We start from the raw sequence: 16,886 nt of genomic DNA, 5'->3' as shown, positions 1-16,886 counted from the left end.
GGCTAATTATCTATTTTTCAGTGTATAAACTAAACGAAGAGCAATGACCCATGTGTATTTCATGCCTGGAATGGCGGCGAATCCAATTATATTTGAACATATTAAACTTCCTGAGAATCAATATAGAATGCATTATTTGGAGTGGATAATTCCAGAGAAAAAAGAAAGCTTAAAAGATTATGTTAAACGTCTGATTTTAGGTATTAAACACGAAAATCCAATTGTGGTTGGTGTATCCTTTGGTGGAATTATCGTACAAGAAATTGCTAAGATTATCAAAGTGAAAAAAATTGTGGTGATCTCAAGTGTGAAAACTAAGTATGAATTACCTCGACGAATGGTTCTGGCAAAGTATACAGGTTTACATCGATTAATACCAACTTCTTTGGTGTATAAACTGGATGTAATCGTCAAGTACGCCTATGGTGATACTGTTGTAAAAAGATTAAATTTGTATGACAAATATCTCTCGGTAAGGGATAAGTATTATTTGGATTGGGCTATAGATAAAGTTATTCGTTGGGATCAACAACAAGCTCTGCCGAATACCGTTCATATTCATGGCGAAAACGATATGGTTTTTCCATTTGCTCATATCAAGGGATGTGTGTCTGTAAAAGGCGGAACGCATGTTATGATTATAAATAAGTATAAGTGGTTTAACGAAAATCTACCGGGGTTGTTTGAAGATTAAATTTGTATATTATAGAATTAGTTAACGTTAAAGTTTGGGGAAAATGAATCGAATTAAGAAAGTAGTAGTTGTAATTGCAGTGATTGGGGTTGCAGCAATTTTTATCAATGCAGTAAAGAGTACTGGGGTACCACAAACTGCTGCCAATGCTAAAGAAGCAAAAGTTGATAGTTTAAGTTTGGTAGAGGATTATAATGTCTATGCACTGGAAATCCCTGCTGGAATTAATTTTGCTGGTGAACGTGTGCCTGTTGAAGACCCTGATGTAAGAGAGCGTATGGATAGAGAATTACTGGTCAATACGTATTGGCAATCTAATGGTCTTTTACTCATAAAAAGAGCCCATAAATATTTTCCTATTATTGAACCGATCCTTAAATTCCACGGCGTACCGGATGATTTTAAATATCTAGCTGTTATAGAAAGTGGACTTACTCAGGCGGTATCTCCAGCTGGAGCAACTGGTTTCTGGCAATTGATGAAGGCTACAGCCAAGGAACGCGGTATGGAGGTCAATGATAATGTAGATGAGCGTTATCACATTCAGAAGTCTACTGAGGCAGCCTGTGTGTACTTGAAGAAAGCTAAAGAAAGATTTGGTACATGGACCATGGCTGCTGCTGCATATAATGCTGGTAATTATGGTATGGCAAAACAGTTGGAGCGTCAAGAAATTGAAGGGTATTACAATGTGCTTCTAGGTGAGGAAACGAGCCGATATGTCTTTAGAATTTTAGCGATTAAAGAAATTCTTTCGAACCCAAAAGCCTATGGCTTTAATTTTGACCAGGATGACTTGTATACAAATATTCCCGTAAACGAAGTAACTGTAGATACCGCAGTGAGCAATTTTCCGAAGTTCGCCAAGAAATTTGGAATCTCATACAAAACCTTAAAGATTCACAACCCATGGTTACGAGATGATTATTTAAATAATGCCTCTAGAAAGGAGTACATCATCAAAATTCCTAAAGAAGGGTATTACCCGCCATTGAAATAATGTGGAACTTTATTAAAGATCACACATGGGAGATCTTAGTTGGAGTCCACTATATTTTGGCATTAGTGGCTATAATTATGATACTCCTGAAAAACATTAATCCAACTAAAACACTTTCGTATATTATTGTTTTAGCTGTGTTTCCTGGTTTAGGGTTAATTGTGTATTACTTTTTCGGTCAGGATTACCGCATGTTTAGAATGTTTAAAAAACGTGCGCTACTGAATCAAACCAATGTACAGAAATGGACAAAAAAATTGGAGTTACTTGAGGATAAAGCTTATGATATATCCTCAAAGATTCTTGATGGAAATACCAAAATAATTAGATTGATTGACGAGCAGCGCTATTCACCTGTAACCCTTTATAATCATGCCGAAATACTTGTTAATGGTGAGGCGAAGTTTAAACGTCTTTTTGATGATATTCAAAATGCGACCTCTTCCATTCATATGGAGTACTACATCATTCAGGATGATGAAATCGGATCTGAGCTTATTGGGCATCTATGTACTAAAAGCAAACAAGGGGTGGAGGTGAAGGTGAATTACGATTCAGTGGGAAGTTCTCTAAGTAGGGGAAGCCTGAATAAGCTAAAGGAAGCAGGAGTGGAAATCTACCCATTTATGCCGATATACTTCCCGCGGTTTGCTTCTAAATTTAACTATAGGAACCATCGAAAAATAATAGTCATTGATGGGGTAATAGGCTATGTCGGGGGAATTAATATCGCAGATGAATATGTCAACGCTCCTGATCGTGGTTATTGGAGGGATACACATCTTAGAATTCATGGGCAGGCTGCCGGAATGCTTCAATTGTATTTTTTGCTGGATTGGAACTTTGTTGCCGATCAGAGTGTAGAAGTAAAGGAGAAGTGGTTTCCTAAATCTGGACAAACCAACCAATTGCCAATACAAATCATCAGTAGTGGTCCAGATATGAAATGGTCGAATATCATGGAAGCAATGTTTACTGCAATCAACTCAGCTAGGCGCTATGTGTATTTGACAACACCGTATTTTATCCCTAATGAAGAAATTAGTTTAGCTATGATTACAGCTGCCAAAAGTGGGGTAGATGTGCGTTTACTTATACCGAAAACTTGTGACTCTCGTATTGCTAAATATGCGACCTATTCGTATTTAGCGATACTTTTAAAAGCAGGAGTTAAGATATATTTCTACGAGAAAGGTAATATACACGCCAAAACCATTGTCGCAGATGATGTGTTTTCAACCATTGGAACAGCTAATATGGATAACAGGAGTTTTCACCTGAATTTTGAAGTAAACGCCATGTTGTACGATGGTGATACCGCAGTTCAGATGCGAGGCTTGTTTATGAAAGATTTAAAGGACAGTTCTCTAATCGATGTCAATCGCTGGGAAAGGCGAGGTGTAATGCAACGCCTGCTCGAATCTTTATTTAGGCTTTTAGCGCCTTTATTGTAATCTAGATTTTTTTGAGCTGATCCTGCATCATTTTGATCTGATCCTTGAGCATGTTTTGTTTGTCAATCTTTTTGGCCTCATTTAAAAGCAAGGTTGCTTCACGCTTACGACGTTTTTGCATAGAAATACCGGCTAAGCTCAATTTAGTCATGGCCACATCATAATCCATCGACAAGCCTAATTTTAAAGCCTTTTTAAAATATTTTTCTGCCTGGGTTAGATTGGTCTGTGAAGTCATGATCCCTTTGATGTAGTTGTAATACCCATGCTGTTTTGTGGTAAGCGCAGTTTGTGGGTTTTTGATTTTATTCAACCATTTGTCAGTTCCAGCAAAGTCTTGTTTACGCATTCTTAGGAAGGCCAGTAAAATAAACTCATTTCTAAAATAAAGAAAGACGAATATACCGGCGAGTAGAATCAAAAAAATACCGTTACCGATAAATCCTTCTACAAATTGATAAATGGCATAAACTAATATTAGCCCGGCAATAACTAATTTTATATTTTTGTTGAACATTTTCTGGTCATTTAATTGAATAGCCAAAGGTAATAAAAACAAGAGCTAATTAACAACCTGTAGGTCCATTAAAGTTCCAGTGCTAATTATTTAGTGTTTTTTGTAATTAAACAACAGAATTTTATTACGTATTTGATTTTTTTAAACGCTTGAAACCCACTGAAATTGCTGATGATGAAGGGTTTTGATTTTCAATTTCACAATTGAGTGAAAATATTTTTAGAAAGGGGTTTGTCTAAGAGAAAACTCTTCGTATATTTGCGCCGCGCTTTTGTGAAGATACATTGCAAGCCGTTAATCCATAGAATTACAAAGTAGATAAAGATATTTAATAATGAAAAGAACGTTTCAACCCTCGAAGAGAAAAAGAAAAAATAAGCACGGTTTCAGAGAAAGAATGGCTTCTGTAAACGGTAGAAAAGTGCTTTCTAGCAGAAGAGCAAAAGGTAGAAAAAAATTGTCGGTTTCATCTGAAGTTAGACACAAAAAATAATGATCTTTTTGATTCTTAAAATATTCAGGTGTTGCTTTTTATAAGTAACACCTTTTTTTATATCTAATGACTTCATCTTACACTATTTATCAATAAAAAATGCCAAAAAGAAAAGACCTTAAAAGTATACTGTTAATAGGCTCAGGGCCTATAATCATTGGACAAGCCTGTGAATTTGATTATGCTGGATCACAAGCTTTACGTTCCCTAAGAGAAGATGGTATTGAGACCGTTTTAATCAATAGCAATCCTGCCACCATCATGACTGATCCGACAATGGCGGATCATGTGTACTTGAAACCATTAACCACAAAATCCATCATTGAGATATTAGAAAAACATCCTAATATTGATGCTGTTCTACCGACTATGGGTGGACAGACTGCACTTAACTTATGTATAGAGGCAGATGAGAAAGGTATTTGGGAGGAATTTGGCATCGAAATTATCGGTGTTGATATTGATGCGATCAACATTACTGAAGATAGAGAACAGTTTAGAGAGTTAATGTTGAAGATTGGAATTCCAATGGCGCCACAGGCCACTGCAACTTCTTTCTTAAAAGGTAAAGAAATAGCTCAGGAGTTTGGTTTTCCATTAGTGATCCGAGCTTCTTACACCCTTGGAGGTGCCGGAGCCTCTATAGTATATAAGCCAGAAAACTTTGACGACCACCTCAGTAGAGGTTTAGAGATCTCACCTATACACGAGGTGATGATTGACAAAGCCCTTATGGGATGGAAGGAATATGAACTCGAATTGTTGAGAGATGATAATGACAATGTCGTCATTATCTGTACCATTGAGAATATGGATCCTATGGGGATTCACACTGGAGACTCTATCACTGTAGCTCCTGCGATGACCTTATCTGATAGAACCTATCAGAAAATGCGGGATATGGCCATTAAAATGATGCGTAGTATAGGTGAGTTTGCCGGAGGATGTAACGTGCAATTTGCCGTAAGTCCAGATGAAAAAGAAGATATTATTGCTATTGAAATTAACCCACGTGTATCTAGGTCTTCTGCGCTTGCTTCGAAAGCTACCGGATATCCTATTGCAAAAATAGCAAGTAAGTTAGCCATCGGATATACTTTGGATGAACTTCAAAACCAAATCACAAAATCTACCTCTGCACTTTTTGAGCCAACATTGGATTATGTTATTGTGAAGATCCCTAGATGGAACTTTGACAAATTTGAGGGATCCAATAGAGAGCTTGGACTTCAAATGAAGAGTGTTGGAGAGGTTATGGGAATAGGTCGTTCTTTCCAAGAAGCGTTACACAAGGCAACACAGTCTTTAGAAATTAAAAGAAATGGCTTAGGTGCCGATGGTAAGGGACATACAGATTACGATGTTATTATTGAAAAGTTGACCTACCCAAGTTGGGATCGTGTCTTTGTGATTTATGATGCCATTCAAATGGGGATACCACTTAGCCGTATTCACGAGATTACCAAAATTGATATGTGGTTCTTAAAACAATATGAAGAACTGTATCAACTGGAAAAAGAAATTAGTACTCACACCATAGAAACCCTTCCAAAAAGCTTGCTGCTGGAAGCAAAACAAAAAGGTTTTGCTGATCGTCAGATAGCACATATGCTTGAATGTTGGGAGAGCGAAGTTCACAAAAAACGTGAAGAACTGAGCATCAATAGGATTTACAAGTTAGTGGATACCTGTGCAGCTGAATTCGAAGCTATCACACCTTATTATTACTCTACCTTCGAGGAAGAGGTAGAAAGGGCTGATGGTACGAGCTTCACCGAAAACGAGAGTGTGGTTACAGCGAAAAAGAAAATTGTAGTTCTTGGATCTGGTCCTAACAGAATTGGACAGGGAATTGAATTTGATTACTGCTGTGTACACGGAGTGCTTGCAGCTGCTGAGTGTGGCTATGAGACCATTATGATCAACTGTAACCCTGAGACGGTTTCAACTGATTTTGACACAGCTGACAAACTATACTTTGAACCTGTATTCTGGGAGCATATTTATGACATTATTTGTCATGAGAAACCTGAAGGCGTTATTGTACAGTTGGGAGGGCAGACAGCTTTAAAATTGGCTGAGAAGCTCGATAAATACGGTATTAAAATAATTGGAACAAGTTTTGAATCACTTGACTTAGCAGAGGATAGAGGTAGTTTCTCTACCTTATTGAAGGAAAATAATATTCCTTATCCTGATTTCGGAGTGGCAGAAACGGCTGAGCAAGCACTTCAGTTAGCCGATGATTTGGATTTCCCAATCTTGGTACGTCCTTCATATGTACTTGGTGGTCAAGGAATGAAAATTGTAATCAACAAAAAGGAATTGGAAGAGCATGTTGTTGATTTGCTCAGAAAGATACCAAACAACAAACTGCTGCTTGACCATTACTTAGATGGAGCAATAGAGGCTGAAGCTGATGCGATCTGTGACGGAGAAGATGTATATATCATCGGAATCATGGAACACATTGAACCATGCGGAATCCACTCAGGAGATTCCAATGGAACACTTCCACCGTTCAATATAGGGGACTTAGTGTTACAACAGATTAAGGATCACACTAAAAAGATAGCACTAGCGCTAAACACTGTAGGATTGATCAACATTCAGTTTGCGATCAAAGATGATATGGTGTATATCATAGAGGCTAATCCACGTGCTTCGAGAACTGTACCCTTTATCGCTAAAGCATACAAGGAGCCTTATGTGAATTATGCTACCAAGGTAATGCTTGGAGAAAAAAAACTGTCAGACTTTACCTTTAACCCTCAATTAGAAGGTTATGCGATTAAGCAACCAGTGTTCTCCTTCAACAAGTTCCCTAATGTGAATAAAAATCTGGGACCTGAAATGAAGAGTACGGGGGAAAGTATTTTATTCATTGATAGCTTAAAAGATGACCAATTCTACGAATTGTATCAAAGACGAAAAATGTATCTGAGTAAATAGAATGTAGATCTTTTCGATCTCACAAATTATAAAAAGCTGCAGGGGAAACTCTGCAGTTTTTTTTATCCCTGAATATGAGTGATTTATTGATGAAATAAAAATAAATGTATCAAATACACCAATTAATTGAATTCTAGCATTTATATTTGAAGTTGTTCGGCTCGACGCCTGAATGGTATAACGATTTTAATGTATAAAGATATGTATCGGTCATTTTTTTTACTTCTTATAGGTTTGACAATTAGTGTTGCCACTTTTGGACAGTCCAAAGCAAAAAACCCCATCATTCATGCAGATGTTCCGGATGTCTCAATGATCCGAGTAGGTGATAACTATTACATGAGTAGTACGACCATGCATATGAGTCCAGGGGTTCCAATCATGAAATCTACAGATTTGGTGAATTGGGAGCTGGTGTCTTATGCATACGATCGCTTGGAAGAGAATGATGCCTTAAATATGGAAAATGGTAAGAATGCTTATGGTAAAGGGTCATGGGCAAGTAGCCTTCGTTATCACGACGGGATGTTTTACGTTTCTACATTCTCTTCTACCACTGGTAAAACACATATTTATTATACCAAGGATATAGAGTCAGATCAATGGAGTGAAAAATCATTTAGTCCTAGTTTACATGATAACAGTCTAGTTTTCGATAAGGGAAAGGTCTATATGATTTATGGCAATGGAAGACTTAATATCGTAGAGCTTAAAACAGATCTCACAGGAATTATACCAGGTACAGACCGCGTATTAATTGAAAATGCATCTGCGCCGGCTGGACCAAATATTATGCTTGGCGCCGAAGGATCTCAGCTCTTTAAGGTTCATGGGAAGTATTACCTATTTGACATTACTTGGCCTAGAGGCGGTATGCGAACTGTAGTTGTTCATAGAGCTGACAATATTACCGGTCCATATGAAGGCCGTTTAAGCTTTCAGGATCGAGGTGTCGCTCAAGGAGGTCTAGTAGATACCCCAGAAGGTGATTGGTATGCCTTTTTGTTCAAAGACAATGGTGCTGTTGGTAGAATTCCGTATTTGGTACCTGTGACCTGGGAAGATGGTTGGCCAATTATAGGTGTAGATGGTAAAGTACCACAGTCACTTGACCTTCCACAGCGTAAAGGTTTGATTCCTGGAGTGGTTGGTAGTGATGACTTCAAGCGTGCTGCAGCAGAGGCAGCTTTACCTCTAGTTTGGCAGTGGAACCATAACCCTGTTAATTCCAATTGGTCACTTACAGAACGTCCTGGCTATTTAAGACTTAAAACAATCCGACTCGATAGTAGTGTTGTAGCTGCACGAAATACCCTTACGCAAAGAACTTTTGGCCCTACAAGTCAGGGAGAAACCTCCATTACTTTTTCTAATATGAAAAGCGGAGACCTAGCCGGATTGGTTTTACTTGCGGAGTACTTTGGATATGTAGGTGTTAAAAAAGAAAAAAACAAGACTTACATCGTTTATGCTGTTAATGAAGGTGGCAAAGAGACCATTAAAGAAAAAATTCCACTTCAGAAAGGATCCCAAGTGTACTTGAAAGCGGTATGCGATTATACAGGGATGAAAGATCAGGCCAAGTTTTATTACAGCCTCGATGGAAATTCATGGGAAGCCATTGGCGAGCTTCTTAAAATGAGATATACGCTCACTCACTTTATGGGATATCGCTTTGGGTTGTTTAATTATGCCACCCGGCATGTAGGTGGAACTGTAGATTTCGATTACTTCAAAATAAAGAATTAACTACCGAAGTACAGTAGCAGTAATAGCTGCTTTACTTTTCACTAGGACATACTATTGTATGGTCTATCCTTATAACAGTTTGTCTTATAGTGTATGCCCAATAGGATTCCATATCTTATGGATCTCATCGGCGCCGGCCTTACATATCTCCTTTTAAGAATTTTTGTCTGCTTTACAATCCACTATTATTTTGGTATTACCAAGTTGACCGTATCGAAATACTAGTTCAGTCAGGTAATAGTTCTTGATTTTAATACCTTGACTATAGGTCGTAGTAATTTCTAGGTAATAAGATGATGTTAGTAATAGAAAACACAAAAAAAGACTGCCCTTGTGAGGCAGTCTTTCAATCAAACTAGCTAATAATTTACTAGATTCAAACTAACAAACTCCAGTAAAAATTTTAATGCTTCAAAAGTATTGGTTGGATTATTTTATTAATCTCTTTGTTTAAATCTTATAATTCAAAAGTAGCCAAAGTTTCAATGTTTAAAGGGTTTTTACGTTACCATCCTTTACTGTTATGATACACAACATGGTTTTTTTACCATTAAAGTGCTAATCACCTTTATAAAAGTATTAATAATGTAGTTTTGTTGTCTTAACATCAACAATAATAGGGGCGAGACTGCGAATTTTGTTATTTTTTGATAATTTATTGTGAATTATAAATTTTAAAGATTACCTTGTAGTCAAATTAACTATTAGAAATTAGTGTTAATTGCCTAAAGTACATTTGTTAGTCGTGGGTTATATATTTTTTTAATGTTGATTGAACCCCGCAAACGATTGAAATGGCCATTTCCGCTGATTTTGTAACAAACTAACAACCATGAACGCTTTCATTATACTTAAATTAGATCGCATTTTGTGGTCTGGCTTTAATTTGGGGGCTAACACCCGAATTTTCCGACCTAACCTCAAAAAATTCCATCTTACTCTTTTTACAATTCTTTTGGGAAGTACCCTTGTCAATGGGTATGCTCAAACAGCGCGATTTTTCTCTACAGACAATAAATTATCGAGTACACTGATCAATCAAGTGTTCGAGGATGATAGGGGGCTTATATGGGTGGCAACAGAAGATGGACTTAATCGCTTGGATGGTGCTAAGGTTGAAAAATTCAATCATAAGGCTGAAGATTCTACATCCATTTTGCACAATTATGTAAGGGATATGTATCAACTAGCTGACCAGACCCTTTTAATTGGTTATTTTAATGGACTGCAGTATTACGATTATACTACCCAGCGTTTCCATGAAATTCCGATGTATGATTCGCAAGGAAAGCAGATGCAACCGCACGTGACCACAATGGTAGAGCGCAATAATGGTGACATACTTATAGGGACTTCAGGAAGTGGAATTTACCGATTGGTAAAAGATAAGCAAAACATGTATGTGGGTAAGATAGAGGAGGTCATCTATTCTGAGTTTATACAAGAGATATTTGAAGACCGACAACAACGCTTATGGGTGATGACTCAGGATAATGGACTGTATTGCAAACCAAGCGATTCTAATCCTTACGCCTTGCATTTTCTCTACGAAAATGAATCAGAGTCTAATTTATCTAGTATTGTTCAGGCTGAAAATGGAAATATTTATATCGGAAAACTCAATGAGGGCTTATTCCGATTCGTATCTCAGGAGAAAGGCTTCGAGAAGATCCCTTATACGAGCTGTCACTTGGCTATAAAGGACTTATATGTTGTAGACTCAAATAGGATTTACGTAGGTACTGACAACAATGGAATGAAGGTATTTAATCCTAAAACTGAAACTTTTACAGATTTGTCCTTAGGGATTAACAAATTTGATTTTGCCAAATCTAAGGTGCACTCCATCATCATGGATAACTCTGAGAATCTCTGGCTGGGTATCTATCAAAAAGGTATCGCGCTGATTCCATTTAAACCGAATAACTTCAAATATATTGGCTATCAGTCTATCAATAAAAACACCATCGGATCCAATAGTATTACTGCACTACAGAAAGAAAGAGATAGTTCTGGGGTGATGTGGGTTGGTACTGATGGAGATGGGATCTATAAATTGGATGCAGATCATAATTTAATCAAGCATTATTTAACCAAAGAGTCCACGAGCATTATGTGTGTCTACGAGGATTCCGAAGGAGGTATCTGGACGGGTACATATTTAAGCGGGCTAGGATCTTATCAGAAACAGTCCGATACCTTTAAATTTGACAACCCTATTTCGGATAGTAAGGGCAACAAGGTCGATCGTATCTTTACCTTGACCGAAGACGGCGATAAGAACTTATGGATAGGATCCATGGGTTCCGGGCTTTTTTCCATGGATCTCAAGAGTGGTGAGGTTGTCGAGCGCAACATTGGTGAAGCCTTTGGTTTGGCCAATAACCCTGAGGACTATATGCAAAATAATTGGATAAATACCTTGCTTTATACCCCGGATAATAAATTGTATATAGGAACCTACAACGGTCTTAGTTGCTTGGATTTAAATACGAACAGTTTTATTTTTGATGAAGGAATCAATCATGTGTTGGGCCGTAAAATTGTATATGCGCTGCACCAAGACGATCACGGCAATGTTTGGATTGGAACCTCAGAAGGATTGTACTTTAAACCTAAAGATAGTTGGGATCTTCAAAATTTCTCAACAGATGATGGGTTGCCTAGTAATGTGGTATGCGCCATACAGGAAGTGGACAATGGGAACCTTTGGTTAAGCACACATCGCGGTATTTCTAAATTCAACACCAAGGATCTGAATTTCACAAATTTTTACTTTAATGATGGGCTGCAAGGAAATGAATTTAATAAGAGTGCGGTAACCATTGACAACCACAAATCCGTTTATTTTGGAGGTATTAATGGCATATCCTTTTTTGATCCAAATCAAATTACTGAACAGGGGATGGTTCCAGAGATTCGTATGACCGCCCTTTATATTGATAATAAACAAATCAATGCAACAACACGCTCTAACGGTAAACCCATTTTGGATTCAGGTATTTTAATGGCCGATATGCTTTCCTTGGGAAATAATGACAATACCTTTACTATGGAGTTTGCCCCTAGTAATTTTATGGATCCACAACGACTTACTTATTATTATGCGATAAATGATTCCCCTTGGGTAAGTCTTCAACAGGGTACCAATACCATACGTTTTACAGATATGGTTCCTGATCAGTATACCATTAGAGTAAAGGCTAAGGAATTGGGGGCATTTTCTGATGTAAAAGCCTTCACTGTGATCGTTCGTCCACCATGGTATGGAACAATTGCTGCTAAGACAATCTATTTCCTTTTGTTATTAGGTATCGGTTGGGTTGTTATAAGCCAGTTGCGACAACGCCATAGAATTAGTGAGAAAGTACGCGCGCAACACTATGAAAATCAAATTAAAGAAGCGAAAATACAGTTCTTTACTAATATTTCTCATGAAATAAAAACACCTATATCTCTGATATTAAACCCTTTAAAAACTCTTATGAACTCAGACGACGATCAAGATCGACAAGGAGTATATGGGGTGATGCACCGAAATTCAGAGCGAATACTTCATTTGATCAACCAACTTATGGAAATGCGGAAAATTGATCAAGGTCAAATACAGCTGACACACCGTATGGTGGATATGGTAAGTTTCATTGAAGATATCTGTTCACTTTTTGAAGATCAAAAAAGCACTAAAAATGTCAATCTAAATTTTCATAGCAAGGTCCCTAAGTTAAACGTGATACTTGACCAAAATTATTTTGATAAGACATTGCTAAACTTACTTTCTAATGCGTTCAAGTTTACCCCAGAGGGTGGAACCATAGACGTTGTTTTAGAACCTTTTACAGCTAGTAACGGTGTTGAAAGTTTCCGTATAGGAGTAAAAGATAATGGTATTGGGGTTGCGGAGCATGACTTGAACAAGATATTTGATCGCTTTTATCGCTCTAACAAAGTTGAATTACATCCCAAGGAGGGTACAGGTATTGGTTTGCACTTAACGCGTTCCATCGTCAATCTTCACAAGGGCCAGATTTACGCCATCAATAATACAGATCAAGCTGGATGCACTATGATCATGGAATTGCCGATAGATTGCGAGTCTGCAGAGCAGCCTAAAAAAGAAGTGGTTCACAAAATAACCACCATGGATTTACCTGAATCGATAACCGAAATTGAAATCGAAGAGGAAACAGCAGATGTTGTAGCAGAACCCGGTAGAGAAAATGAAACTTATAAGGGTAGGGGTAAGAGTCGAATTTTGGTCATAGATGATGATGCGGAAATCCGAGATTATCTCTCTAGCGAGCTCAGCGATGACTACCACGTCATGGTTGCCTGTAATGGTAAATTAGGATACTCGATGATTCTGGCTCAAACACCTGATCTTATTATTAGTGATGTATCCATGCCGGAGATGGATGGGGTGAGTTTGTGTAGAAAAATTAAGAAAAACATCAATGTCAACCATATTCCTGTGATATTGTTGACTGCGAGATCTAGAGAACAAGACAATATTCTCGGATTGAATATTGGTGCAGATGCTTATTTGCCGAAACCATTCAATCTCACAATTTTAAAAACGACCGTTAAAAATATCATTAACAACAGGGAGATGCTTAAAAACACCTACTCAGGTAAACAGATGCCTGAGGGGCAATTGCCTCCTATTCAAATGAAATCTGCGGATGAGAAATTGATGGAGCGGGTCACCAAATATATTAATGACAATTTGGATAATCCTGAGTTGAATGTTGCAAAAATCGCAAAAGAAATAGGTATTAGCAGGGTTCACCTGTATAGAAAATTAAAGGAATTAACCAATCAATCTACACGTGACTTTGTACGTAATATTCGTCTCAAACAGGCGGCTGACTTATTGGCAAGTAAAAACCTAAGTGTGACAGAGGTAACTTATGCCACCGGCTTCTCACACGTATCTAAGTTCTCTTCGAGTTTTAAAGAGTTTTATGGTTGTTCCCCTAAGGAATACAAAAGTATACATTTAAAGACTCCTGTACCAAAGGATTATGTTGACTCTATGGCGAGTTAAGATATTTAGCTTTAAGGGCTAAATAGGCTTTAAATACTCGAGTATATTACAACTGGGATACCTTGAAACAATCCTCAACCAATGACCTTGGTGAATCCTTATGAATTGCCTGGGTTTTTGCTTTTGGTGAATTGCGAATGCTTAGCGTGGTGTATACGGATTGCTTATGTTACGCGTATTAAGCTGCGTATTTGAGTATGTAGCTTAGGAGTAAGGTTTGGTTTTTTGTGAATAGGTACGTTAGTATTTTCTTTTTGGGTGTACAATTTTGTGAAAATGAATAATTTTTAGAACAAAATTGAAACATCTCTGTTTGTCTTAAGGTTTTTAAATAGCTAGCCAGCGAACCTTTGTTTGGATTATTTTTCTCGTTGTAAATCAGTTCAAGCAAAGCGTGTTCTATATAATTTTGGGAGATATCCGTGGTGTATTCCTTATCAGTTAGATTAAATTTCCTATATAGTTTTGTTCTGCCATTAAATTGAGTAACATACCGTTCTAGTAGTTGTTTGCGATACTTGGTTTGAGTTAACGAATCTGGATTGTATACATAACAGTACAGCACATCATTTATACTATAAACATGCTTGGTATGGAATAGGCATTTTATATTAAAATCCGAATCATTACCCAGAAGGACTGATTCATCAAATAGCAGCTCATTGTCTTTTATAAAAGATGTTCTGAAACAATATGACCAACTAAACCATAGAAATTTATTGTGTAAAGTGTTCTTTTTAAGAAGTTCTAGAATTTGCTCGTGACCAAGTATTTTATTTTTTGGAAATGAGGGAATGTTTACTGTTGCTTCACCGTTTTTAACATAGTTGTACGCAAAATTAAGGAGATCTAAATTATACTTTTCCGCTGTTTCATAGCATATTTCACAGGTTTTTGGGACGAAATAATCATCACTGTCAAGAAATAAAATATATGTGCCTTGAGCGCGTCTAATGCCATTATTTCTAGCAGAAGATGCACCACTATTCGGTTGGTGCCAGTATTTAAAACGGCTATCATTATTTTGATAGTGCAAACAGATCTCTTTCGAGTTATCTGTAGAACCATCATCGATCATCAGAATTTCAATATCGTGGAATGTTTGGTCGAGTATAGAATCTAAACACCTTTTTAATAATGATGAAGTGTTATAAATCGGTATAATTATGGATATTTTAATTTTCATGCTATGTGCTTGATATAAAACAAACCTGTCTTGGTGTTGGTCAGTGGATTTTATAGTTAAAGATCAAGAGAATCCTTTATACTGACCTGAAATCAATTTGAAATGCAGAATACTTCGATGAAGTGATTCCTTTTTGATCCTCTAAAGTACTAGATAGGAACTCAGCGTAGAAATTTGATTTTGTAAAGGTAGATTTGCCTTCCGTAGTTTGATTGGTCAATATGAGATTAAGAATAAGTATAAAATAAGAATTCACCCTTAGCGCGAGCGCCTTGGATGAATTCTAAACTTAAACTTAATTCTAAAATTTATTAATAACCAGAATTCTGATCCTCTGGGTTTATTGCTGAGTTAGAGTTTATCTCTGCTTCAGGTATTGGAAGAAGTTCATGAGTTCCGGCTTGGAAACCAAACTGACCTAACTCCTGGGCTGCCATCCCCCAACGTTTTAAATCTGCAAAACGAACTTGTTCTCCAGCGAGTTCAACCATTCTTTCGTGTACAATAGCATCGAACACTTGTGCTTTGGTTAAACCGTAACTTAACAATGGCATATTCACACGATCTCTGACTTCATTGATGTAATCAATGGCGGTGTCTTGATCTACGGTTTCATTTGCTGCCTCTGCCATCATAAGCAAGACATCTGCAAAACGGATAATACCAAAGTTAATTCCTGACTGTAGGTCCTCATTGGCGTCTTTGTAATAGTTTTGGTATTTTCTCCATACCGCTTTTCTACCTAAACTGATTTCAGAAATGGTAAGTTCTCCCCCGGCATAGGTGTCTCCAACAACATAGAAACTTTCCTTAAATCTAGGATCGTTAGCTTCAAATTCATCCAATAAGACATCAGATGGATAACAATTAAACCAATCGACAAACCCATAAGATTGTCCTCTTAAACTAGCTTCATTTGGACCTTCACCACTCACTGCGTTGTTCCAAAAAGCATTATTGCCCATATCATCATCAAATTCTACTCCAAATATGGTTTCAGAATTATGTTCGGTTTCTTCCATGAAATTATCGAAATAATTATCGGTAAGCTCGTATACACCATAAATCTTGTCAAATGCGGCCATAGCCTCTGAGTATTTTCCTCTGTATAGTTGAACCTTTCCAAGTAGGGCATAGGCAGCACCTCTGGTCGCTCTTCCTTTTTCCTCTGTAGTTTTAGGTAGAAGGGTTTGGGAAGCATCAGTAAGGTCGCTTATTATTTGTGCATAAACTTCTTCAACTGTATTCCTTGGAAATCCTTCCCTACTCTCAGGTACCGTTGTTATCAATGGAACCCCGCCGTAAAGTGTCACTAAGTTAAAATAGTATAAGGCTCTAAGAAATTTGGCTTCGCCTATGTACTTATCTTTTGATTCTTGACTCATTAAAGCATTCGGAATCAGATCTATTTTTTCCTTATTAGTGATAACAAAATTGGCTTTATTGATTCCTCTAAAGGAACTATCCCAAAATTGGTTTACCAATTCTGAACTGGCATCAAAAGAAAAATCTAAAAATAGTCTTTTGTTGGCTTCTAATTGTGGATTCCCCTCGTTTTCATGCGCCATATTATCCATCATAAAGTAGTAGTTTCTACTATATGTACCAATTGTCTGTAGATTGGCGTAAACAGCGTTTACTGCTGATCTGACCTGAATCTCATTTTCAAAATAAGTTTCAGGGGATAATTGCGATGGGTTGCTTAATTCCAAACCATCGGTGTCACAGGATTGCAATGCAAACACCAGACTAAGGATGGTGAAAATATATTTAAATTTTTTCATAATTTTTTTG

General features: G+C 37.2%; 10 protein-coding genes. 7 read left to right on the top strand and 3 right to left on the bottom strand.

From position 1 onward, the window contains the following. Nucleotides 1-43 precede the first annotated feature (43 nt). Genes ACN0TV_RS05200 through cls form a run of 3 tightly spaced genes read left to right on the top strand, consistent with a single transcriptional unit; the run spans nucleotide 44 to nucleotide 3,148 of the window. A complete protein-coding gene (locus ACN0TV_RS05200) occupies nucleotides 44-694 on the top strand; it encodes an alpha/beta hydrolase (RefSeq protein ID WP_417360795.1) in 651 nt (216 codons plus the stop codon). Between the two features lie 43 nt (nucleotides 695-737). Next, complete coding sequence (locus tag ACN0TV_RS05195) at nucleotides 738-1,694, top strand: lytic transglycosylase domain-containing protein (protein WP_417360794.1); 957 nt, start codon at nucleotides 738-740, stop codon at nucleotides 1,692-1,694. After that, complete coding sequence (gene cls, locus ACN0TV_RS05190; protein ID WP_417360792.1) at nucleotides 1,694-3,148, top strand: cardiolipin synthase; 1,455 nt, start codon at nucleotides 1,694-1,696, stop codon at nucleotides 3,146-3,148. Before ACN0TV_RS05195 ends, cls begins: the two co-directional genes overlap by 1 nt. A gap of 1 nt (nucleotide 3,149) precedes the next feature. On the opposite strand, the gene ACN0TV_RS05185 is transcribed toward cls, so the two are convergent. Further along, nucleotides 3,150-3,665 (bottom strand): DUF2892 domain-containing protein, encoded by a 516-nt coding sequence (locus ACN0TV_RS05185; RefSeq protein ID WP_417360790.1) that lies wholly within the window; start codon nucleotides 3,663-3,665, stop codon nucleotides 3,150-3,152. Between the two features lie 334 nt (nucleotides 3,666-3,999). On the opposite strand from ACN0TV_RS05185, the gene rpmH reads away from it, so the two are divergent. From rpmH to ACN0TV_RS05165, 4 genes are all read left to right on the top strand, one after another. Next, on the top strand, nucleotides 4,000-4,158 hold the full coding sequence (gene rpmH, locus ACN0TV_RS05180; protein WP_417360788.1) for a 50S ribosomal protein L34: 159 nt from the start codon (nucleotides 4,000-4,002) through the stop codon (nucleotides 4,156-4,158). A 99-nt stretch (nucleotides 4,159-4,257) separates the two neighbouring features. Continuing rightward, nucleotides 4,258-7,110 carry a carbamoyl-phosphate synthase large subunit gene (gene carB / locus ACN0TV_RS05175; RefSeq protein WP_417360786.1) on the top strand — a complete coding sequence of 951 codons (2,853 nt, stop codon included), beginning with the start codon at nucleotides 4,258-4,260 and terminating at the stop codon, nucleotides 7,108-7,110. Nucleotides 7,111-7,311: 201 nt separating this feature from the next. Then, nucleotides 7,312-8,859 (top strand): glycoside hydrolase 43 family protein, encoded by a 1,548-nt coding sequence (locus ACN0TV_RS05170; RefSeq protein ID WP_417360784.1) that lies wholly within the window; start codon nucleotides 7,312-7,314, stop codon nucleotides 8,857-8,859. An 832-nt stretch (nucleotides 8,860-9,691) separates the two neighbouring features. After that, nucleotides 9,692-13,906: a hybrid sensor histidine kinase/response regulator transcription factor gene (locus ACN0TV_RS05165; RefSeq protein WP_417360782.1), complete on the top strand. Its 4,215-nt coding sequence runs from the start codon at nucleotides 9,692-9,694 to the stop codon at nucleotides 13,904-13,906. A 178-nt stretch (nucleotides 13,907-14,084) separates the two neighbouring features. On the opposite strand, the gene ACN0TV_RS05160 is transcribed toward ACN0TV_RS05165, so the two are convergent. Together ACN0TV_RS05160 and ACN0TV_RS05155 are read right to left on the bottom strand one after the other, a co-directional pair. Beyond that, the gene (locus ACN0TV_RS05160) at nucleotides 14,085-15,092 is read right to left on the bottom strand and encodes a glycosyltransferase family 2 protein (RefSeq protein WP_417360780.1); all 1,008 of its coding nucleotides are present in this window, start codon (nucleotides 15,090-15,092) and stop codon (nucleotides 14,085-14,087) included. A gap of 311 nt (nucleotides 15,093-15,403) precedes the next feature. After that, nucleotides 15,404-16,876, bottom strand: coding sequence for a RagB/SusD family nutrient uptake outer membrane protein (locus ACN0TV_RS05155; RefSeq protein WP_417360778.1), 1,473 nt, complete (start codon nucleotides 16,874-16,876; stop codon nucleotides 15,404-15,406). Nucleotides 16,877-16,886: the final 10 nt, after the last annotated feature.

Origin of the sequence: Galbibacter sp. (assembly GCF_048266365.1) — a bacterium.
Lineage (GTDB): Bacteria > Bacteroidota > Bacteroidia > Flavobacteriales > Flavobacteriaceae > Galbibacter.
This window is presented reverse-complemented; position numbering and strand designations above follow the sequence as displayed.